The organism is Amycolatopsis sp. cmx-8-4 (assembly GCF_046548675.1).
Lineage (GTDB): Bacteria > Actinomycetota > Actinomycetes > Mycobacteriales > Pseudonocardiaceae > Amycolatopsis.
Genome location: NZ_JAEBDZ010000012.1, coordinates 123,958 through 137,851, shown reverse-complemented (window position 1 = coordinate 137,851; position 13,894 = coordinate 123,958). Strand labels below are relative to the sequence as shown.

Here is a 13,894-nt window from a genome sequence, read left to right as displayed (position 1 = left end):
CCTCAGGGACTACACGTCCCTGAGGGTGCCCTTCAGGACATTCGAACCCCAGCCGCGCGCCGCCGGAGGTTCTTGCTCACGGGCTGAGGGCGGCGGGGGAGTCCGCGTCCGGGATCAGCAGCTTCGGCGCGCCCGAGCCGTCCGCCGGGGACGACCACACGTCCGAGTGGCCCGGGCCGCGCGGGACGCCGTACCCGATCGTGTGGTCGTCCAGCCAGGCCGGCTGGTCGTCCACGCTGCGCGTCTCCGCCAGCGGCGTCACCACCGAACGGGCCAGGTCCAGCACCGACAGGCGCCAGCCCTTCGCCGGGTCGGCGTCGATCGCGGACTTGAACGCCACCCGCGTGCCGTCCGGGGAGAGCGACGGGCACTCGACGTTCTCGCGCAGCGTGCGGATCGTGTGGGCCGCGAAGTCGCCCGTGACCAGGTAGCGGTGGCCGGCCGTGGACATCGTCGCGTAGAAGTGGCGGTCGTCGCGGGTGAACGTCACGCCCCAGAAGTTGAGGTCGGCCGCCTGGTACGGCCGGCCGTCGAGCGTCACCGCGTAGTCCTCCAGCGTGCCGGCCAGGTCGCCGGTCGCCGTGTCGAGGATGCCGGCGCGCGTCGAGAACATCCCGCCGTTGTACGAGTCGCCCGTGACGAACACCGTCCATGCCAGCATCCGGCCGCTCGCCGACACCCGCGCCCGGTTCGGCAGCCCGACCAGCGGGATCTCCCGCTGGGACGCGAGCCGCGCGTCGAGGACCACCAGCTGGTAGGTGGTCAGGTCGCCGTCCGGGCGCAGGCAGAGCCCGGTGCCGCCGGCCGCGTACACCCGGGCGCAGGACAGCGGCGACACCGTCCGCGCGCCGCCGGGGTCGGTGGCCGCCACGGTGGCGACGTGCCCGCGGTCGGCGTCTGCGGTGCTTCGGAACAGCAGCCGCGGCCCGGGCGCGAGGCTGACCGCACCGGTCGCCGTGACGTCGTGGTTGCGCGCGCTCGCGAACCCGACGTAGGCGACGGCCACCCCGGCCAGCACGAGCACCCCGGCGAGGGCGATCAGGATCCGCGCCTTCACGAGGCCCGCCGCGGGGAGAGGACGACGAACGTGACGCCGATCGCGACCACCGCCGCGCCGGCCGCGACGCCGATCGCGAGCTCGGCGCCCCAGAACTGCCAGGCCAGTCCGAAAAGGACGGACGAAGCGAAGTACGCAAGCGCTTGCGCCGTCTGCACCAGCGAAATCCCGGTCGTGCGCAATGCTTCCGGCAGCAGCGGCCCGGCCAGCGCCATGAGCACGCCGTCGGTGGCCGCGTAGAACGCGCCGTACAACGCCAGGGCCAGCGCGAACAGCGGCCAGCCGGACACCGGCCCGGCCAGCAGCAGGTAGACGACGGCGAGTGCGCCGTAGCCGCCGAGCACCACCGGCAGCCGCCCGATCCGGTCGGCCAGCGCGCCCAGCGGCGCCGCGAGCAGCAGGTAGCTGAGGTTCGTACCGACGGCGAGCAGCGGGAACCAGCCGGTCGCGACGTCCTCCTTGTGCTGCAGCAGCAGGTAGACGAAGCCGTCGCCGACGGTCGCCAGCCCGAGCACGCACGCCGCGACCAGCAGCCGCCGGACGCCGCGGCCGCGCAGGAGCCCCAGGGCCGCGCGGGGTGAGACCGCGGCAGCCGTTCGCGGGGTCCGGCGGTCGCGCACGAACAGCACCAGCAGCAGCACGCCGATCGCCGCGATGCAGAAGCTCACGACGAACACCGCGTCGAACGCCTCGGGGTCGGTGGCCCCGACCGCCGCGAGGACGCCGAGCGCGACCAGCGGCCCGGCGAACGCGCCCACGCTGTCCATCGCGCGGTGCACGCCGAACGCCCGGCCGAGCAGCGGTTCGGGCGCCGACAACGTGATCAGCGCGTCGCGGGGCGCCGTCCGCAGGCCCTTGCCGGTGCGGTCGAGGGTGATCACGGCGCCGATCGCCGTCGCCGACGCCCCGGCCGCGAGCAGGCCGAGCTTCATCACCGCGGACAGCGCGTAACCCACGCCGGCCACGGCCTTGCGCCGCCGCACCCGGTCGGCGACGTAGCCGCCGACGAGCCGCAGCAACGCCGTCGCGCCGGTGTAGAGGCCGTCGAACAGGCCGTACGCCGCCGGGCTCAGGTGCAGGCCGAGCACCAGGTAGACCGGCAGGATCGCGGTGACCATCTCCGAGGAGACGTCGGTGACGAGGCTGACGGCGCCGAGCGCGAAGACGTTCGCACCGACCGCCGAGAGCTTGCGCCGCGACCCCGTCGCGGCGTGCTCGCGGCGGCCGATGGTGGAGAGGTACACGCGGTTACTGCCAGACGTCGAGGATCGGCGACTTGCTCGCGGCGCCGCCGATGCCGGGCAGGCCGTAGGACGCCTCGATCGTGCGCAGCACCGTGTAGTGGTTGATCGATTCGCTGTAGCTGCCGATCTTGACGTGCGCGCCGGTGAACGAGGTGAAGATCTGGTTGACCGACGTGCCGCTGTCCTCGTCGAAGGTGGTGATCAGCAGGCTGTTGTGCGTCTTGGCCCACTGCGCGTACGCGTCGAGGTTGTTCTTCAGCCAGGTGTCGCCGGTGCCGATCGAGCAGTCGTGCATGTCGCTGCACATGTTCGGCGTCACGAAGGCGACCGTCGGCAGCTGGGTGAAGTCGGCGGGGAAGCTCGTGTAGCGCACGTTGCTCGCCGCCGGCACGTTGCTGAAGTCCACCCAGCTGTTGTGCTTGCGCATGTAGGTGCCGCTGGAACAGCCGGTGTAGCCGTCCGAGGGCATCGACTCGGAATAGCCCTTGAACGTCTTCCCGGCGCCGATCAGCTGCTGCCCCAGGTTGTCCTTGGCCCCGAGATTGGCCGGGCAGCTGTCGCTGGTGACACCCTGCGTCGCACCGGAGAACAGCGCGACGTAGTTGGGCTGGCTCGGGTGCGTGATCGCGAACGAGTTCGTGAACTTCGCGCTCTGCGCGGCGAGGGTGTTGAAGTAAGGCGCGCTGGAACTGCCGTTGATCGACGAGTACTTCTTGTTCTCGAACATCACCAGCACGACGTGGTCGAACGCGGGCACGCTCGCGGCCGTCGGCTCGACGGCGGGATCGGCCGCCCGGGTGACGACGGCCGCCGTGACGGCGCCGGTCGTGACGAGGGCGGCCGCGGCGAACACGGCGAAGATCCGCCTGCGGATCATGGGTCCTCCAGCGCTGGAGCGGCCGGCCCGGCCGCGGGCTTCGTGGTGGGAGCGCCTCATGGTGCCGAGAGCAGGGAGCCGGTGCGTGCCGTGCTGCGGTCCAGCGCGTGAACACCGGGAAACCACCGTCGGACAGGAGAAAGAGTGGGTGAATGCCTGTCCGGCGTCAACCTCCTTTGGTAGTGCGGATGAGGGAGTAGGGATCTGACAGGTTGTACCCAGGAGGCTCACAGGAGCGGCGCCGAGACTCGTTCCCATGGACCCCGAAACGTCAGCCAGGACCGCCCGCCGCGAGCACGGCCGCCGCAAGGCCGCGCTGGCCACCGCGGCCGCCGCCGTGCTCGGCGCGGCCGCCGTCGGCGCGATCGGCTTCGGCCTGTCGTCGGCGAACGCCGCCGACGACACCACCACGCAGACCACGACCAGCACCGACAACACGACCTCGCAGGACCAGCTGCAGTCCTCCGACAGCGGCGTCGGCTCCGGTTCGGGCAGCAGCGCGCACACCGGCTCGGGTGCGTCGTGACCCCGGCCGCCACGGCGTTCCGCGCACTCGGCACCACCGCCGAGGTGCTCGTCACCGACCCGGCCCGGCTCGAAACCGCCGTCGAGCTGCTGCACGAGGAACTCGACGCGGTCGACGCGGCCTGCAGCCGGTTCCGCGCCGACTCCGAGATCTCCCGGCTGCACGACGCCGCCGGCCGGCAGGTCCGGGTCGGCCCGCTGCTCACCGAAGCCCTGTCCGCCGCCCTGCGCGCGGCCCGGCTCACTGGCGGGCTGGTCGACCCGACCGTCGGCACGGCCGTCCGGGCGCTGGGCTACGACCGGGACTTCGCCGCCGTCACCGACGGCCCGCTCGGCGTGGCGGCGCCCGCGCCCGGCTGGCACCGGGTGCTGTTCGACCCGGTGCGCGCGCTGGTCGTGCTGCCCCGGGGCGTCCGCCTCGACCTCGGCGCGACGGCGAAGGCCCTGGCCGCCGACCGCGCGGCCCGCCGGATCCACACCGCGACCGGCTGCGGGACGCTGGTGAACCTCGGCGGCGACCTCCGCGTCGCGGGCCCGGCACCCGCGGGCGGCTGGCAGGTCGCGATCGGCGACGACCACGCCGGCGCCGTCACCCGGCCGGCCACGACCGTCGCGCTGTCCGACGGCGGGCTCGCGACGTCCGGGACCACCCGGCGGCGCTGGCGGCGCGGCGGCCGCACGGTCCACCACATCGTCGACCCGCGCACCGGTGACGTGCCGAAACCGCACTGGCGCACGGTTTCCGTCGTGGCGAAGTCCACTGTGGACGCCAACACCGCGAGCACGGCGGCGGTCGTCCTCGGCGACGCGGCCCCGTCGTGGCTCGCCGAGCGCGGCCTGCCCGCGCGGCTCGTCGGCGTCGGCGGCGACGTCGTGACGACGCCGGGCTGGCCTCGCGACACCGAGCTGCGGGAGGCGTCGTGAGCTCCGCCGTCTGGTACTTCAGCCGCGCGACCGGGCTGGTGTCGCTGGTGCTCTTCACCGCCGTCGTCGTCCTCGGCGCGCTCGGCGCCGGCCGGTTCGCGACCCGGGAGTGGCCGCGGTTCACCGTCGCCGCACTGCACCGGAACCTGGCCCTGACCAGCCTCGCGTTCCTCGTCGCGCACATCGCGTCGGCCATCCTCGACGGGTACGTCTCGCTGAGCTGGCTCGACGTCGTGATCCCGTTCGGCGCGGGCTACCAGCCGTTCTGGGTCGGCCTCGGCGCCGTCGCGATCGACCTGCTGCTCGCGATCGTCGTCACCAGCCTGGTGCGCACCCGCATCCCGGCGAAGGCGTGGAAGGCCGTGCACTGGCTGGCCTACTTCTGCTGGCCGGTCGCGCTGACGCACGGCATCGGCATGGCCGAGAGCGACGCCGCGCACGGCTGGCTGATCGCGCTCGACGTCCTGTGCGTGCTCGCCGTGCTCGGCGGGATCGCCTTCCGCGCCGGCACCCGGCACGCCGATCCCGAAACCCGCAAGCTCTCCCCGCTCGGAGGCACCCGATGAGCACCCTGACGACCACCCTGCCCCCGCACCGGCTCGACCTGGCCGGCCACCGGCGTCACCACGGCGTCGTGCCGTGGGTCGCCTACCACGGCGACGACGGCCGCGACCGGCTGATCGAAGCCGTCGCGGCGGCGGACCTGCGCGGCCGCGGTGGCGGCGGCTTCCCGACGGCGGTCAAGCTGCGCGCGGCCCGGGCCCGGCGCTCGATCGTCGTCGCGAACGGCTGCGAAGGCGACCCGTTGAGCCGGAAGGACGCCGCGCTGCTCGCGCTGTCCCCGCACCTCGTGCTGGACGGCCTGCAGCTCGCCGCGCACGCGATCGGCGCGACCGAAGCCGTCTTGTGCGTGCACGCCGGCAGCCCGGTGCTCGGGAGCATCGCCGCGGCGCTCGCCGAGCGCGACGACCGCGTGCCGGTGCGCGTCGTGGAGATCCCGCGCCGGTACGTCGCCAGCGAGGAGTCGGCGCTCGTCCACTACCTGACTTCCGGCGACGCGCGGCCGCTCGGGAAACACCCGCGGCCCGCCGAACGCGGGGTGCGCGGCCGGCCGACGCTGGTGGACAACGTCGACACCCTGGCGCAGCTCGCGCTCGTCGTCCTGCTCGGCCCGCACCACTACCGCGCGGCGCGGACGGACCTGGTCACGGTGACCGGCGCGGTCCGCGGCCCCGGCGTCGTCTCGGTGCGGGCGGGTGCTGCCTTGCCGGAGGTGCTCGCGGCGGCGGGTGGCGAGGCCGAGCCGGTGCAGGCGGTGCTCGTCGGCGGGTACGGCGGGACCTGGACGGCCGATCTGCGCGGCGCCTTGTCCGGGATCGCGGCGGTGCACGTCCTGCCGGCGTCGGCCTGCGGTCTCGACTACACGGCGAAGGTCCTGGCGTTCCTCGCGGCGGAGTCGGCGCGGCAGTGCGGGCCGTGCATGTTCGGCCTCCCGGCGATCGCGGCGGACTTCGCCGAGCTGGTCCGCGGCGGCGACGCGACCGGACGCCTGGCGCGGCGCATCCCGTTGCTGACCGGCCGCGGCGCGTGCGCCCACCCGGACGGCGCGGCCCGCCTCGCGGCATCGGCGTTGCGGACGTTCGAGGCCGACGTCTCCGCGCACCTGGCGGGCGGGCGCTGCCGGGTCCCGGCGGGTGTGGCGTGAAGCTCTCGGTGGATCCGATCGGCTGCCGCGCCCACGGGCTGTGCGCGGACCTGCTGCCCGAACGGATCCTGCTCGACGAATGGGGCTACCCGGTGCTGGCCGCGGGCCCGGTCCCGCCGGCGCTGGTGGCGGACGCCCGCCGCGCCGCCGCGGCGTGCCCGGTGCTGGCCATGCGGCTGCGGAAGTGACGCGGTAAATCGCTCGTGAGGCGGCCCGCCGCTCGTTAACCTCGGGAACCATGAACGAGGAACTCGTCGATCGCCTGCGGGATCGCGGCCTGGACGGCGTGTGGGCCCCACCCGACACCGCGCTGTGCCGGGCGTCCTGGCGCGCGTCGCGGGCGCCGGCGACCCGGCGGTTCCGCAGCACGGCGCGGTGTGCGTCCTTTTCGGACAGACACGCGACACGCGGGACGTCTTCGCGGCGCGGGGGTTCCTCCTGGCCGCCGGCGGTGCGCCACCGGTGGGGCAGTCCCCGTGCGCGGTGGTGCTACGGGCCGGCGCGGCGCGGGTGATCCGCGAGGCCCGGGCGGAGGACTGGCCGGGGATCTGGCCGATCGTCCACGACATCAGCACCGAGCAGGAGACGTTCCCCTACGACCCGGCCATGAGCGAGGCCGACGCGCGGCGGATGTGGCTGGTGGCCGCGCCCGGCCGGGTGGTCGTCGCGACCTAGGGGGAGCGGGTGACCGGGACCGCGAACATGTACGCCAACCGGCCCGGGCCCGGCAGCCACATCGCGTCCGGCAGCCTGATGGTCGCCGCGGATGCGCGGGGCACCGGGGTGGGCCGGGCCCTCGCCACCGACCTGATCGGCTGGGCCCGGCGCACCGGGTTCGCGGCGATCCAGTTCAACGCCGTCGTCGACGTGAACACCGCCGCGGTCCGGCTCTACGAGAGCCTCGGGTTCGTCACCCTCGGCACGGCACCCGGCGCGTTCCGCCACCCGAAGCGGGGCGACGTCGGCCTGCGCGTCATGTGGCTGGACCTGCGCTGACTGGCTTGCCGAACATCGCGCAGGTCACGGCGTTCTGCAGCGCCCGCTGGGCTTCGGCCAGCGCCGGATCGGCGTCGAACTCGTAGAGGAACTCCGTCGGGACGAGGATCGTCGCGGTGCGGCGGCCGGTGCTGTCGGTGATGGTGCTGCTGGAGTAGCCGGTGATCCCGCCGTCGTGGCCCCAGAAGGTGCCGCACGGGGTGGTGGCGGTCAGGATCCCCAGCCCGTAGCCGGGTCCGACGACCGTGCGCATCTCGGCCAGTTGTGCCGCGGGCAGCAGCTTTCCGGACATCAACGCGGTGTAGAAGCGCGCCCAGTCCGGCGCGCTGCTCACGATCGCCTCGGCCGAGCTGCCCCAGCCCGGGTCGTTGCCGGAGACGTCCACGTGCCCGGCCCGGGGCGTCCCGGCGACGTCGGTGAACTCCGCGGGCACCGCCGGTGGCATGTGGGCGGCGTCCGGCTCGTAGCCGTGCGCGTGCCGGCCGCGCCAGGCGCCGTCGGCGGGCAGGTAGGTGTGCGCCAGGTGCAACGGCCGGGCGATCCGGTCCCGCACGAGGTCGGCGAGGCTCGTGCCGGTGACGCGTTCCAGGATCACGCCGACGGCGGCGTAGTTCGTGTTGCTGTAGGACCAGTCCGTGCCCGGCGCGAACAGCGGCGGGTGCCCGGCCCCGATGGCGAACAGCTCGGCGGCGGTCCACCGATGGGGGTCCTTGCCGAGGATCGCGCCCCGGACCGCTGGGTCTTCGGCGTAGTCGGACAGGCCGCTGGTGTGGTTCAGCAGCATGCGCAGCGTGACGCCGGATGCCGTGCCCGGCAACCACTTCCCGGCGGGATCGCTCAGCGCGAGCCGGTGTTCGGCCACGAGCTGCAGGGTGATGGTGGCCATGACGGTCTTGGTGTTCGACCCCATCCGGAACTCGTCCCCGGCCTCGAGCCGGTGCGCCCAGGGCGCGTGTTCGGTGATCTCGACGGGCCGGCCGTGCCCGTCGTCCACCCGCACGATCACGCCGGGCGCGCCGGCGGCCACCAGGTTCCGGGCGAGTCGTTCGAGCTGAGTGCCGGCGGCGGCTTGGGTCGCTGTCGTCAGGGCCGCCGTCACGATCACGGCCGCGACCAGGGCTGTTCGTCTCATCCTCACGAAAGTGACGCTAACGAGGGCCGGATCCGCGATCCATGAGGCCAGCAGGCGTCCGGACCCCCGGGTTTTCCGGAACCCGCTGGCCGAAAGCCGGGCCGGACCGGGTGGCGACGTGCTTGCGGACCCGGCCCGGCGACGATCACAGTCATGGCGAAGTCCTTTCCCGCGGTGGATACTGCCCCGACGAACGGCAGCCCGCAGGACAGACACCTCAGGCCGACGCGAGGGGCGCCGTCGTCAGCAAGCGCCGTGCCGCGACGCTCGCGCCGTCCACCCGGACCTGGTCCGCGAACTCCCGCGCCCGGATCGCCACCTGCGGCGCCAACGCCGGGCCGAGGGCCGCGGCCAGCGACTCCGCCGTCAGCGCGCCCGGTGCGTGTGCCGCTCCGATACCCAGGTCGTGGACCCGGTCGGCGAAGTAGAACTGGTCGTACATCCGCGGTGCGACGACCTGCGCCGCCCCCGCGCGGGCCGCCGTCGTCGTGGTGCCCGCGCCGCCGTGGTGGACGGCGGCCGCGACCCGCGGGAACAGCGCCTGCTGGTTGATCTCGCCGATGCCCAGGCAGTCCGGCGCCGCGTCCGCCAGAGCCAGGTCGGCCCAGCCGCGGGCGATGATCGCCCGGCGGCCGTGCGCGCGGGCCGCGGTCAGCATCGCCTCCGCGAGGCCTGCCTCCGCGCTCATACTGCCGAAGCCGAAGTACACCGGCGGCTCACCCGCGTCCAGGAACTCCCGCACTTCCTCCGGCAACGGCCGCGAGTCGGGGTGGATCCAGGCACCCGTCTGGACGATGGGCGGCCCGGGCCAGGGGGCCAGTGCGGCGTCGGCCGCGAGCCACGGCCGGTCGGTGAACACGTGACTCTGCAGCTCTTCGACCGGCGCGAGCCCGGACGCCACCCGGTGCGCGTTCAGCGTCGGCCCGAACGTCGCGTTCAGGTGCCGGGCGTCCTCGGCCCACCGGGCGCGAGGCGTGTCCGCCGACCGCCACGGCATCGGCGGCGGTGAATGCCGGTCCGACGGCAGCGTGATGGGGCAGAAGCTCGCGTAGACGTAGGCGACACCCAGCCGCTCGGCGATCGAGCGGGCGGCGAGCTGCAGGGCGCCGGCGGCCACGATCACGTCGCAGCCCTCGGCCGCCTCCGCGACCTTGACGAACTGGGCAGCGACCGTCTCCTCGGCCAGTTTCCGCAGGTCGCCGGCCGCGGGACGGCCCTTCCCGCGCAGCTCGGGCCCGATCGGGGTGACGGCGAACCCGAGCCCGGAAAGCCAGTCGCGGAAGTCGGGCGGCACGCACAGGCGGACGTCCTGGCCGAGCGCCCGCAGCTCCGAAGCCAGCGCCAGGACCGGCTGGACCTCGCCCCGCGAACCGATCGTGGACAGCAGCACACGCATCAAGAACATCCCCTCGGTGAAAGTGAGCCCGAAGTGTGGACCCGCACCGGGGCCTTGCCGCAAGTCCCCCTCTCGGCTATACCTTGGAAGGGGAAGCGGGGATCCCCGCCGCGGCCGCCCGCTCGTCCACAGTGGACAGAACGACCGTCACCCCAGCGTGAAGGGGTCGCGGGTGCCGCCGGACAGCTCGACCCACACCGCCTTGTCGGTCAGGTACTCGTCGATCGCGTGGACGCCGTTCTCCCGCCCCAGTCCCGAATCCTTGACCCCGCCGAACGGCACGGACGGCGCCACCACGCGGTAGGCGTTCACCCACACGGTGCCCGCCTTGAGCTTCGCGGCGACGCGGTGGGCGCGGTGCACGTCCTTCGTCCACACCGCGCCGGCGAGGCCGTAGGGCGTGTCGTTGGCCAGGCGGATCGCTTCCGCCTCGTCGGTGAACGCACACGCGGCCAGCACCGGTCCGAACACCTCCTCGCGGAAGATCGTCGACTCCGGGGTGACGCCGGTGAGCACGGTCGGCTGGACGAACAGCCCGCCCAGCCCGGGGTCGGGCACACCGCCGCAGGCGACGGTCGCGCCCTCGGCCGTCGCGGTTTCCAGGTAGTACAGCACCTTCGCGTACTGCGGCGCGTTCGCGACCGGGCCCATCTCGGTGGCGGGTTCGGCCGGGTCGCCCAGCTTGATGGCCGACGCGCGCTCGGCGATCAGCCGGATCAGCTCGTCGTGGACGTCGGCGTGCACGATCAGCCGCGAGCCCGCCATGCACGTCTGGCCGGTGGCGGCGAACACGCCGGCGATGACGCCGTTCGCGGCCGCGGCCAGGTCGGCGTCGGGGAACACCACCTGCGGCGACTTGCCGCCCAGCTCCAGCGTCACCTTGTTCAGGTTCGCCGCGGCCGCCACCGCGACGGCCCGGCCGGTGGCGGTCGAGCCGGTGAACGCGACCTTGTCGACGCCCGGGTGCCCGGCGAGCGCCGCGCCCGTCTCGCGCGACAGGCCGGTGACGACGTTGACGACGCCGGGCGGGAACCCGGCCTCGGTGATCAGCTCGGCCAGCCCGAGCGTCGAGACGGGGGCGTGCTCGGACGGCTTCACGACCACCGTGCAGCCCGCGGCCAGCGCGGGCGCGAGCTTCCAGGTGAGCAGCAGCAACGGCGAGTTCCACGGCGTGATGGCCGCGACCACGCCGACCGGCTCGCGGCGGGTGTAGACGAGGTAGTCCGGGTTCGGCGCCGGGATCTGGCGGCCTTCGATCTTGTCGGCCAGCCCCGCGTAGTAGTGGTACCAGCCGCCCAGGCCGGTCAGCTGGCCGAGCATCTCGCGGTAGAGCTTGCCGGAGTCGTTCACCTCGAGCCGGGCGAGCCGCTCGGCGTGCTCGCCGACGAGGTCGCCGAGCCGGTGCAGCAGCGCGGCCCGCGCGAACCCCGTCATCGCGCCCCACTCGCCCTCGAGCGCCGCGCGGGCCGCCGCGACGGCGTCGTCGACGTCCTCGGGCCCGCCGTCCGGCACGACCGCCCACGGCCGCCCGGTGTACGGGTTCTGCGACTCGAAGGTGCGCCCGGAGCGGGCGCCGGCGGCCTTGCCGTCGATCACCAGGGAGAAGGTCGGTAACTGTGCGCTCATGGGCCCCGTCCTCGTCGACGTCGTGGCGTGCGTTCCAGCCTGCACCCGGCGGGGTGCCTGACGTAACCTTGGGGGACGAAACCCGTACCAGGTGGGCAGACCCGGTCGGCAGGAGGCCAGGATGGCACTTCACAGCGTGTTACTGGACGACGAAGTCATCCTCTCGATCGACGGCGCGTTCGACGCCGTCCTCGCTCCCGGGTACCTCCGCGCGGTCGAAGCGGCCTTCGCCGCCGACGCCCGCCGCATGGTCGTCGACCTCGCGCTGACCACGGCGGTCGACGCCGTCGCCGCGGCGGCCCTGACGGAGACGGTGGCCGCCTGCGCGTCCCGCGGCACCCACCTCGTGCTCGCGATGCCCGCCGGGGTCGAAGCCGAGGTCACCGACCCGGCGCAGATCAAGCCGCTCCTGAACGGGTTCGAACCCTGGCAGGACGCGGGCTAGCGAATCCGAAGATCGTTTCCCGAAGCGCCGGGAAAATGATCTCGTGATCAAGCGGCCGCGTTTTCGACGTTTTCGATCCCGGTTTCCTGTGCGACCGGCTCGGCCAGTTCCTCGGCGAAGATCGCGTCGATCTTCCGGCTCGCGGTGCGCAGTTTCGTGACGCTCGCGACGAGCAGCAGCAGGACGGCGATGGGCGCCACGAGCAGGATCGGCGGCCAGCCGGCGGCGACGACCACGCCGGCGGAGATCAAGGCCAAGGCCAGGAAAGACGACCGGGCGACGATCCGCGGCCAGGTGGCGCGGGGTTTGGCGTGCCGTCCGCGCGGTGCTCCGCGAACGGGGCGCGCAAGGGCAGCGTGGACATTCATCCGAACCTCCGGAAAGTCGTGGAACCGGCCGGGACGGGGAATTCCCGGTGGTCGTGCCGGCTCGAAACGCGGGGACCGGACGCGGCCGGCACGTTCGATCAGTCGTGCCGCGAGGCGTCCGGGTTACCGGTCGTTATTGCTCCGAGTCCGAATTCGGAAGAGAGAATTCCGACGTTCTCCATGACTATTCCACGGCCATTCCCGGCGGTAGGGCCGTTGGGCCCTGCTTACCTCGCCGGAGGCCCCGGTTCACGAATCGGTGCCCGGACCCGGGCCCTTGCCCTTCCCCTTGTTGCCGCCGGGCGGCTTCGCGTTCTTCCCGGACTTGCCCTGCTGCTTCCCCGTCTTCTGCGGCTGGACCGGGCTCTGGTGCGTCACGGCGGCCGGCTCCAGGTCCGCCGACTCGGTCACGGCCGGCGCGGCCACTTGCCGCGGCGACGTCGACGACGGGGCCGGCGGGTGCACCGCCTCGGTGACGCCCGGCGCCGGTGACTGGGTGGAGGAGCCGCCGCCTTCCGGGGCGGCCAGCAGCACCGCGGCGACCGTGGCGGCGGCCGCGGTGGTCAGGGCAGCGGCGAAGACGGCCCGGAAGTGCCGCGGCGGACGTCCGGCCGGCGCGGCGGTGGGCAGCGTCGCCGGCGGGGTGCGCAGCGACCCCAGCACCTCGGCGGCGGTGGGCCGGTCCGCGGGCTCGCGCTGGGTCATCCGCCGGAGCGTGTGCGCCAGCGACGGCGGCAGGTCCTCCGGGATCCGGGGGGCCCGCGTCAGCCGCGCCATGGCCGCTTCGACCATCGTGCCCTGGTACTCGCGTTCCCCGGTGACGCACTCGAGCAGGATCAGGCCGAGCGCGTAGACGTCGGCGGGCGGCCCGGCCGGCTGGCCGGCGACCTGCTCGGGCGCGAGGTAGGCGGCGGTGCCCGGGATGACGCCGGTGCCGGTGATGTGGGTGGTGTCGAGCGCGTGCGCGATGCCGAAGTCGCCGATCAGCGGGCCGTCCGCGCTCAGGAACACGTTGGCCGGCTTGAGGTCGCGGTGGACGACCCGCAGCGCGTGCACGTGGGCCAGGCCTTCGGCGAGCCCGGCGGCCAGCGCCGTCACCTCGGCCGTCGTCATCGCGCCGCCGAGCAGCCGTTCGGCGAGGTTCTCGCCCTCGACGAGCTGCATCACCAGGAAGGTCCGGCCGTGCTCGGTGCCGCTGTCGTGCAGCGCCACCACGCCGGGGTGGGCGATGCTGCCCTGGATGCTCATCTCGCGCAGCCGGCGGCGCTGGTCCTGCGCCACCGCGCCGCGGTCGTAGATCTTGACGGCGACCGGGCGGTCGAGGTGCAGGTCGTAGGCGCGGTAGACGCGGGCCGTGCCGCCGCTGCCGATCAGCCGGCCGATCTCGTAGCGCCCGCCGAGCGTGGCGGGCGGCGGTTCGTCCCCCAGTGCCGGTCGCGGCATGACGGAAAACTCACCGAGTGCGTAGTGCGCGCACGTGGGTTCGTCCGCCTCGCTCATCGCCCGGGCACCCCGTCCTGCCGCTTGGTCGGCCACCCTCGCGATGTACCCCGATCCCGTGATCCGGAAACCTGCGAAGATCGCGGGCGGGGTACGCGC

At 73.8% G+C, this 13,894-nt stretch carries 16 protein-coding genes; 8 read left to right on the top strand and 8 right to left on the bottom strand.

The annotated features are described in order from the left end of the window. Positions 1-76: 76 nt before the first annotated feature. The 3 genes from ACLJQZ_RS25645 to ACLJQZ_RS25635 are packed head-to-tail and all read right to left on the bottom strand — an operon-like array spanning position 77 to position 3,178. Positions 77-1,057: a TolB family protein gene (locus ACLJQZ_RS25645; RefSeq protein ID WP_410622414.1), complete on the bottom strand. Its 981-nt coding sequence runs from the start codon at positions 1,055-1,057 to the stop codon at positions 77-79. Then, on the bottom strand, positions 1,054-2,301 hold the full coding sequence (locus tag ACLJQZ_RS25640) for an MFS transporter (RefSeq protein WP_410622413.1): 1,248 nt from the start codon (positions 2,299-2,301) through the stop codon (positions 1,054-1,056). Before ACLJQZ_RS25640 ends, ACLJQZ_RS25645 begins: the two co-directional genes overlap by 4 nt. A 4-nt stretch (positions 2,302-2,305) precedes the next feature. Then, positions 2,306-3,178: an alkaline phosphatase family protein gene (locus tag ACLJQZ_RS25635; protein ID WP_410622412.1), complete on the bottom strand. Its 873-nt coding sequence runs from the start codon at positions 3,176-3,178 to the stop codon at positions 2,306-2,308. A 256-nt stretch (positions 3,179-3,434) separates the two neighbouring features. On the opposite strand from ACLJQZ_RS25635, the gene ACLJQZ_RS25630 reads away from it, so the two are divergent. The 7 genes from ACLJQZ_RS25630 (at position 3,435) to ACLJQZ_RS25600 (ending at position 7,328) form a co-directional block, all read left to right on the top strand. Then, a complete protein-coding gene (locus ACLJQZ_RS25630) occupies positions 3,435-3,704 on the top strand; it encodes a hypothetical protein (protein WP_326952133.1) in 270 nt (89 codons plus the stop codon). Next, the gene (locus tag ACLJQZ_RS25625; protein ID WP_410622411.1) at positions 3,701-4,627 is read left to right on the top strand and encodes an FAD:protein FMN transferase; all 927 of its coding nucleotides are present in this window, start codon (positions 3,701-3,703) and stop codon (positions 4,625-4,627) included. The genes ACLJQZ_RS25630 and ACLJQZ_RS25625 overlap by 4 nt, the downstream gene beginning before the upstream one ends. Then, on the top strand, positions 4,624-5,193 hold the full coding sequence (locus tag ACLJQZ_RS25620) for a ferric reductase-like transmembrane domain-containing protein (RefSeq protein WP_410622410.1): 570 nt from the start codon (positions 4,624-4,626) through the stop codon (positions 5,191-5,193). The genes ACLJQZ_RS25625 and ACLJQZ_RS25620 overlap by 4 nt, the downstream gene beginning before the upstream one ends. Next, positions 5,190-6,332 carry an NADH-ubiquinone oxidoreductase-F iron-sulfur binding region domain-containing protein gene (locus ACLJQZ_RS25615; protein WP_410622409.1) on the top strand — a complete coding sequence of 381 codons (1,143 nt, stop codon included), beginning with the start codon at positions 5,190-5,192 and terminating at the stop codon, positions 6,330-6,332. Before ACLJQZ_RS25620 ends, ACLJQZ_RS25615 begins: the two co-directional genes overlap by 4 nt. Beyond that, positions 6,329-6,520 carry a ferredoxin gene (locus ACLJQZ_RS25610; protein WP_410622408.1) on the top strand — a complete coding sequence of 64 codons (192 nt, stop codon included), beginning with the start codon at positions 6,329-6,331 and terminating at the stop codon, positions 6,518-6,520. The genes ACLJQZ_RS25615 and ACLJQZ_RS25610 overlap by 4 nt, the downstream gene beginning before the upstream one ends. A 100-nt stretch (positions 6,521-6,620) precedes the next feature. Further along, positions 6,621-7,007, top strand: a complete 387-nt coding sequence (locus ACLJQZ_RS25605) for a hypothetical protein (protein WP_410622407.1) — start codon at positions 6,621-6,623, stop codon at positions 7,005-7,007. Positions 7,008-7,016: 9 nt separating this feature from the next. After that, the gene (locus ACLJQZ_RS25600) at positions 7,017-7,328 is read left to right on the top strand and encodes a GNAT family N-acetyltransferase (protein WP_410622406.1); all 312 of its coding nucleotides are present in this window, start codon (positions 7,017-7,019) and stop codon (positions 7,326-7,328) included. Here the strand turns inward: ACLJQZ_RS25600 and ACLJQZ_RS25595 are convergent. The 3 genes from ACLJQZ_RS25595 to ACLJQZ_RS25585 form a co-directional block, all read right to left on the bottom strand. Then, positions 7,306-8,460 carry a serine hydrolase domain-containing protein gene (locus ACLJQZ_RS25595; RefSeq protein ID WP_410622405.1) on the bottom strand — a complete coding sequence of 385 codons (1,155 nt, stop codon included), beginning with the start codon at positions 8,458-8,460 and terminating at the stop codon, positions 7,306-7,308. The genes ACLJQZ_RS25600 and ACLJQZ_RS25595 overlap by 23 nt on opposite strands. A 217-nt stretch (positions 8,461-8,677) precedes the next feature. Next, entirely contained in the window at positions 8,678-9,856 is a 1,179-nt protein-coding gene (locus ACLJQZ_RS25590; RefSeq protein WP_410622404.1) for a glycosyltransferase, read from the bottom strand. Positions 9,857-10,003: 147 nt separating this feature from the next. Next, entirely contained in the window at positions 10,004-11,482 is a 1,479-nt protein-coding gene (locus ACLJQZ_RS25585) for an aldehyde dehydrogenase (protein ID WP_410622403.1), read from the bottom strand. Positions 11,483-11,603: 121 nt separating this feature from the next. Here ACLJQZ_RS25585 and ACLJQZ_RS25580 point away from each other — a divergent pair, with 121 nt between their 5' ends. Beyond that, positions 11,604-11,927: an STAS domain-containing protein gene (locus ACLJQZ_RS25580; RefSeq protein WP_410622402.1), complete on the top strand. Its 324-nt coding sequence runs from the start codon at positions 11,604-11,606 to the stop codon at positions 11,925-11,927. Between the two features lie 47 nt (positions 11,928-11,974). On the opposite strand, the gene ACLJQZ_RS25575 is transcribed toward ACLJQZ_RS25580, so the two are convergent. Both ACLJQZ_RS25575 and ACLJQZ_RS25570 read right to left on the bottom strand, forming a co-directional pair. After that, positions 11,975-12,184: a hypothetical protein gene (locus tag ACLJQZ_RS25575; RefSeq protein ID WP_410622401.1), complete on the bottom strand. Its 210-nt coding sequence runs from the start codon at positions 12,182-12,184 to the stop codon at positions 11,975-11,977. 360 nt (positions 12,185-12,544) lie between these two features. After that, positions 12,545-13,738 (bottom strand): protein kinase domain-containing protein, encoded by a 1,194-nt coding sequence (locus ACLJQZ_RS25570; RefSeq protein ID WP_410622400.1) that lies wholly within the window; start codon positions 13,736-13,738, stop codon positions 12,545-12,547. Between the last annotated feature and the right edge of the window lie 156 nt (positions 13,739-13,894).

What these genes read in the sequence shown, in the direction of transcription:
- ACLJQZ_RS25615 (WP_410622409.1), top strand. Translation starts at nt 5,190, where the DNA reads ATGAGCACCCTGACGACCACCCTGCCCCCGCACCGGCTCGACCTGGCC.
- ACLJQZ_RS25635 (WP_410622412.1), bottom strand. Translation starts at nt 3,178, where the DNA reads ATGATCCGCAGGCGGATCTTCGCCGTGTTCGCCGCGGCCGCCCTCGTC.
- ACLJQZ_RS25570 (WP_410622400.1), bottom strand. Translation starts at nt 13,738, where the DNA reads ATGCCGCGACCGGCACTGGGGGACGAACCGCCGCCCGCCACGCTCGGC.
- ACLJQZ_RS25595 (WP_410622405.1), bottom strand. Translation starts at nt 8,460, where the DNA reads ATGAGACGAACAGCCCTGGTCGCGGCCGTGATCGTGACGGCGGCCCTG.
- ACLJQZ_RS25585 (WP_410622403.1), bottom strand. Translation starts at nt 11,482, where the DNA reads ATGAGCGCACAGTTACCGACCTTCTCCCTGGTGATCGACGGCAAGGCC.
- ACLJQZ_RS25630 (WP_326952133.1), top strand. Translation starts at nt 3,435, where the DNA reads ATGGACCCCGAAACGTCAGCCAGGACCGCCCGCCGCGAGCACGGCCGC.
- ACLJQZ_RS25580 (WP_410622402.1), top strand. Translation starts at nt 11,604, where the DNA reads ATGGCACTTCACAGCGTGTTACTGGACGACGAAGTCATCCTCTCGATC.
- ACLJQZ_RS25590 (WP_410622404.1), bottom strand. Translation starts at nt 9,856, where the DNA reads ATGCGTGTGCTGCTGTCCACGATCGGTTCGCGGGGCGAGGTCCAGCCG.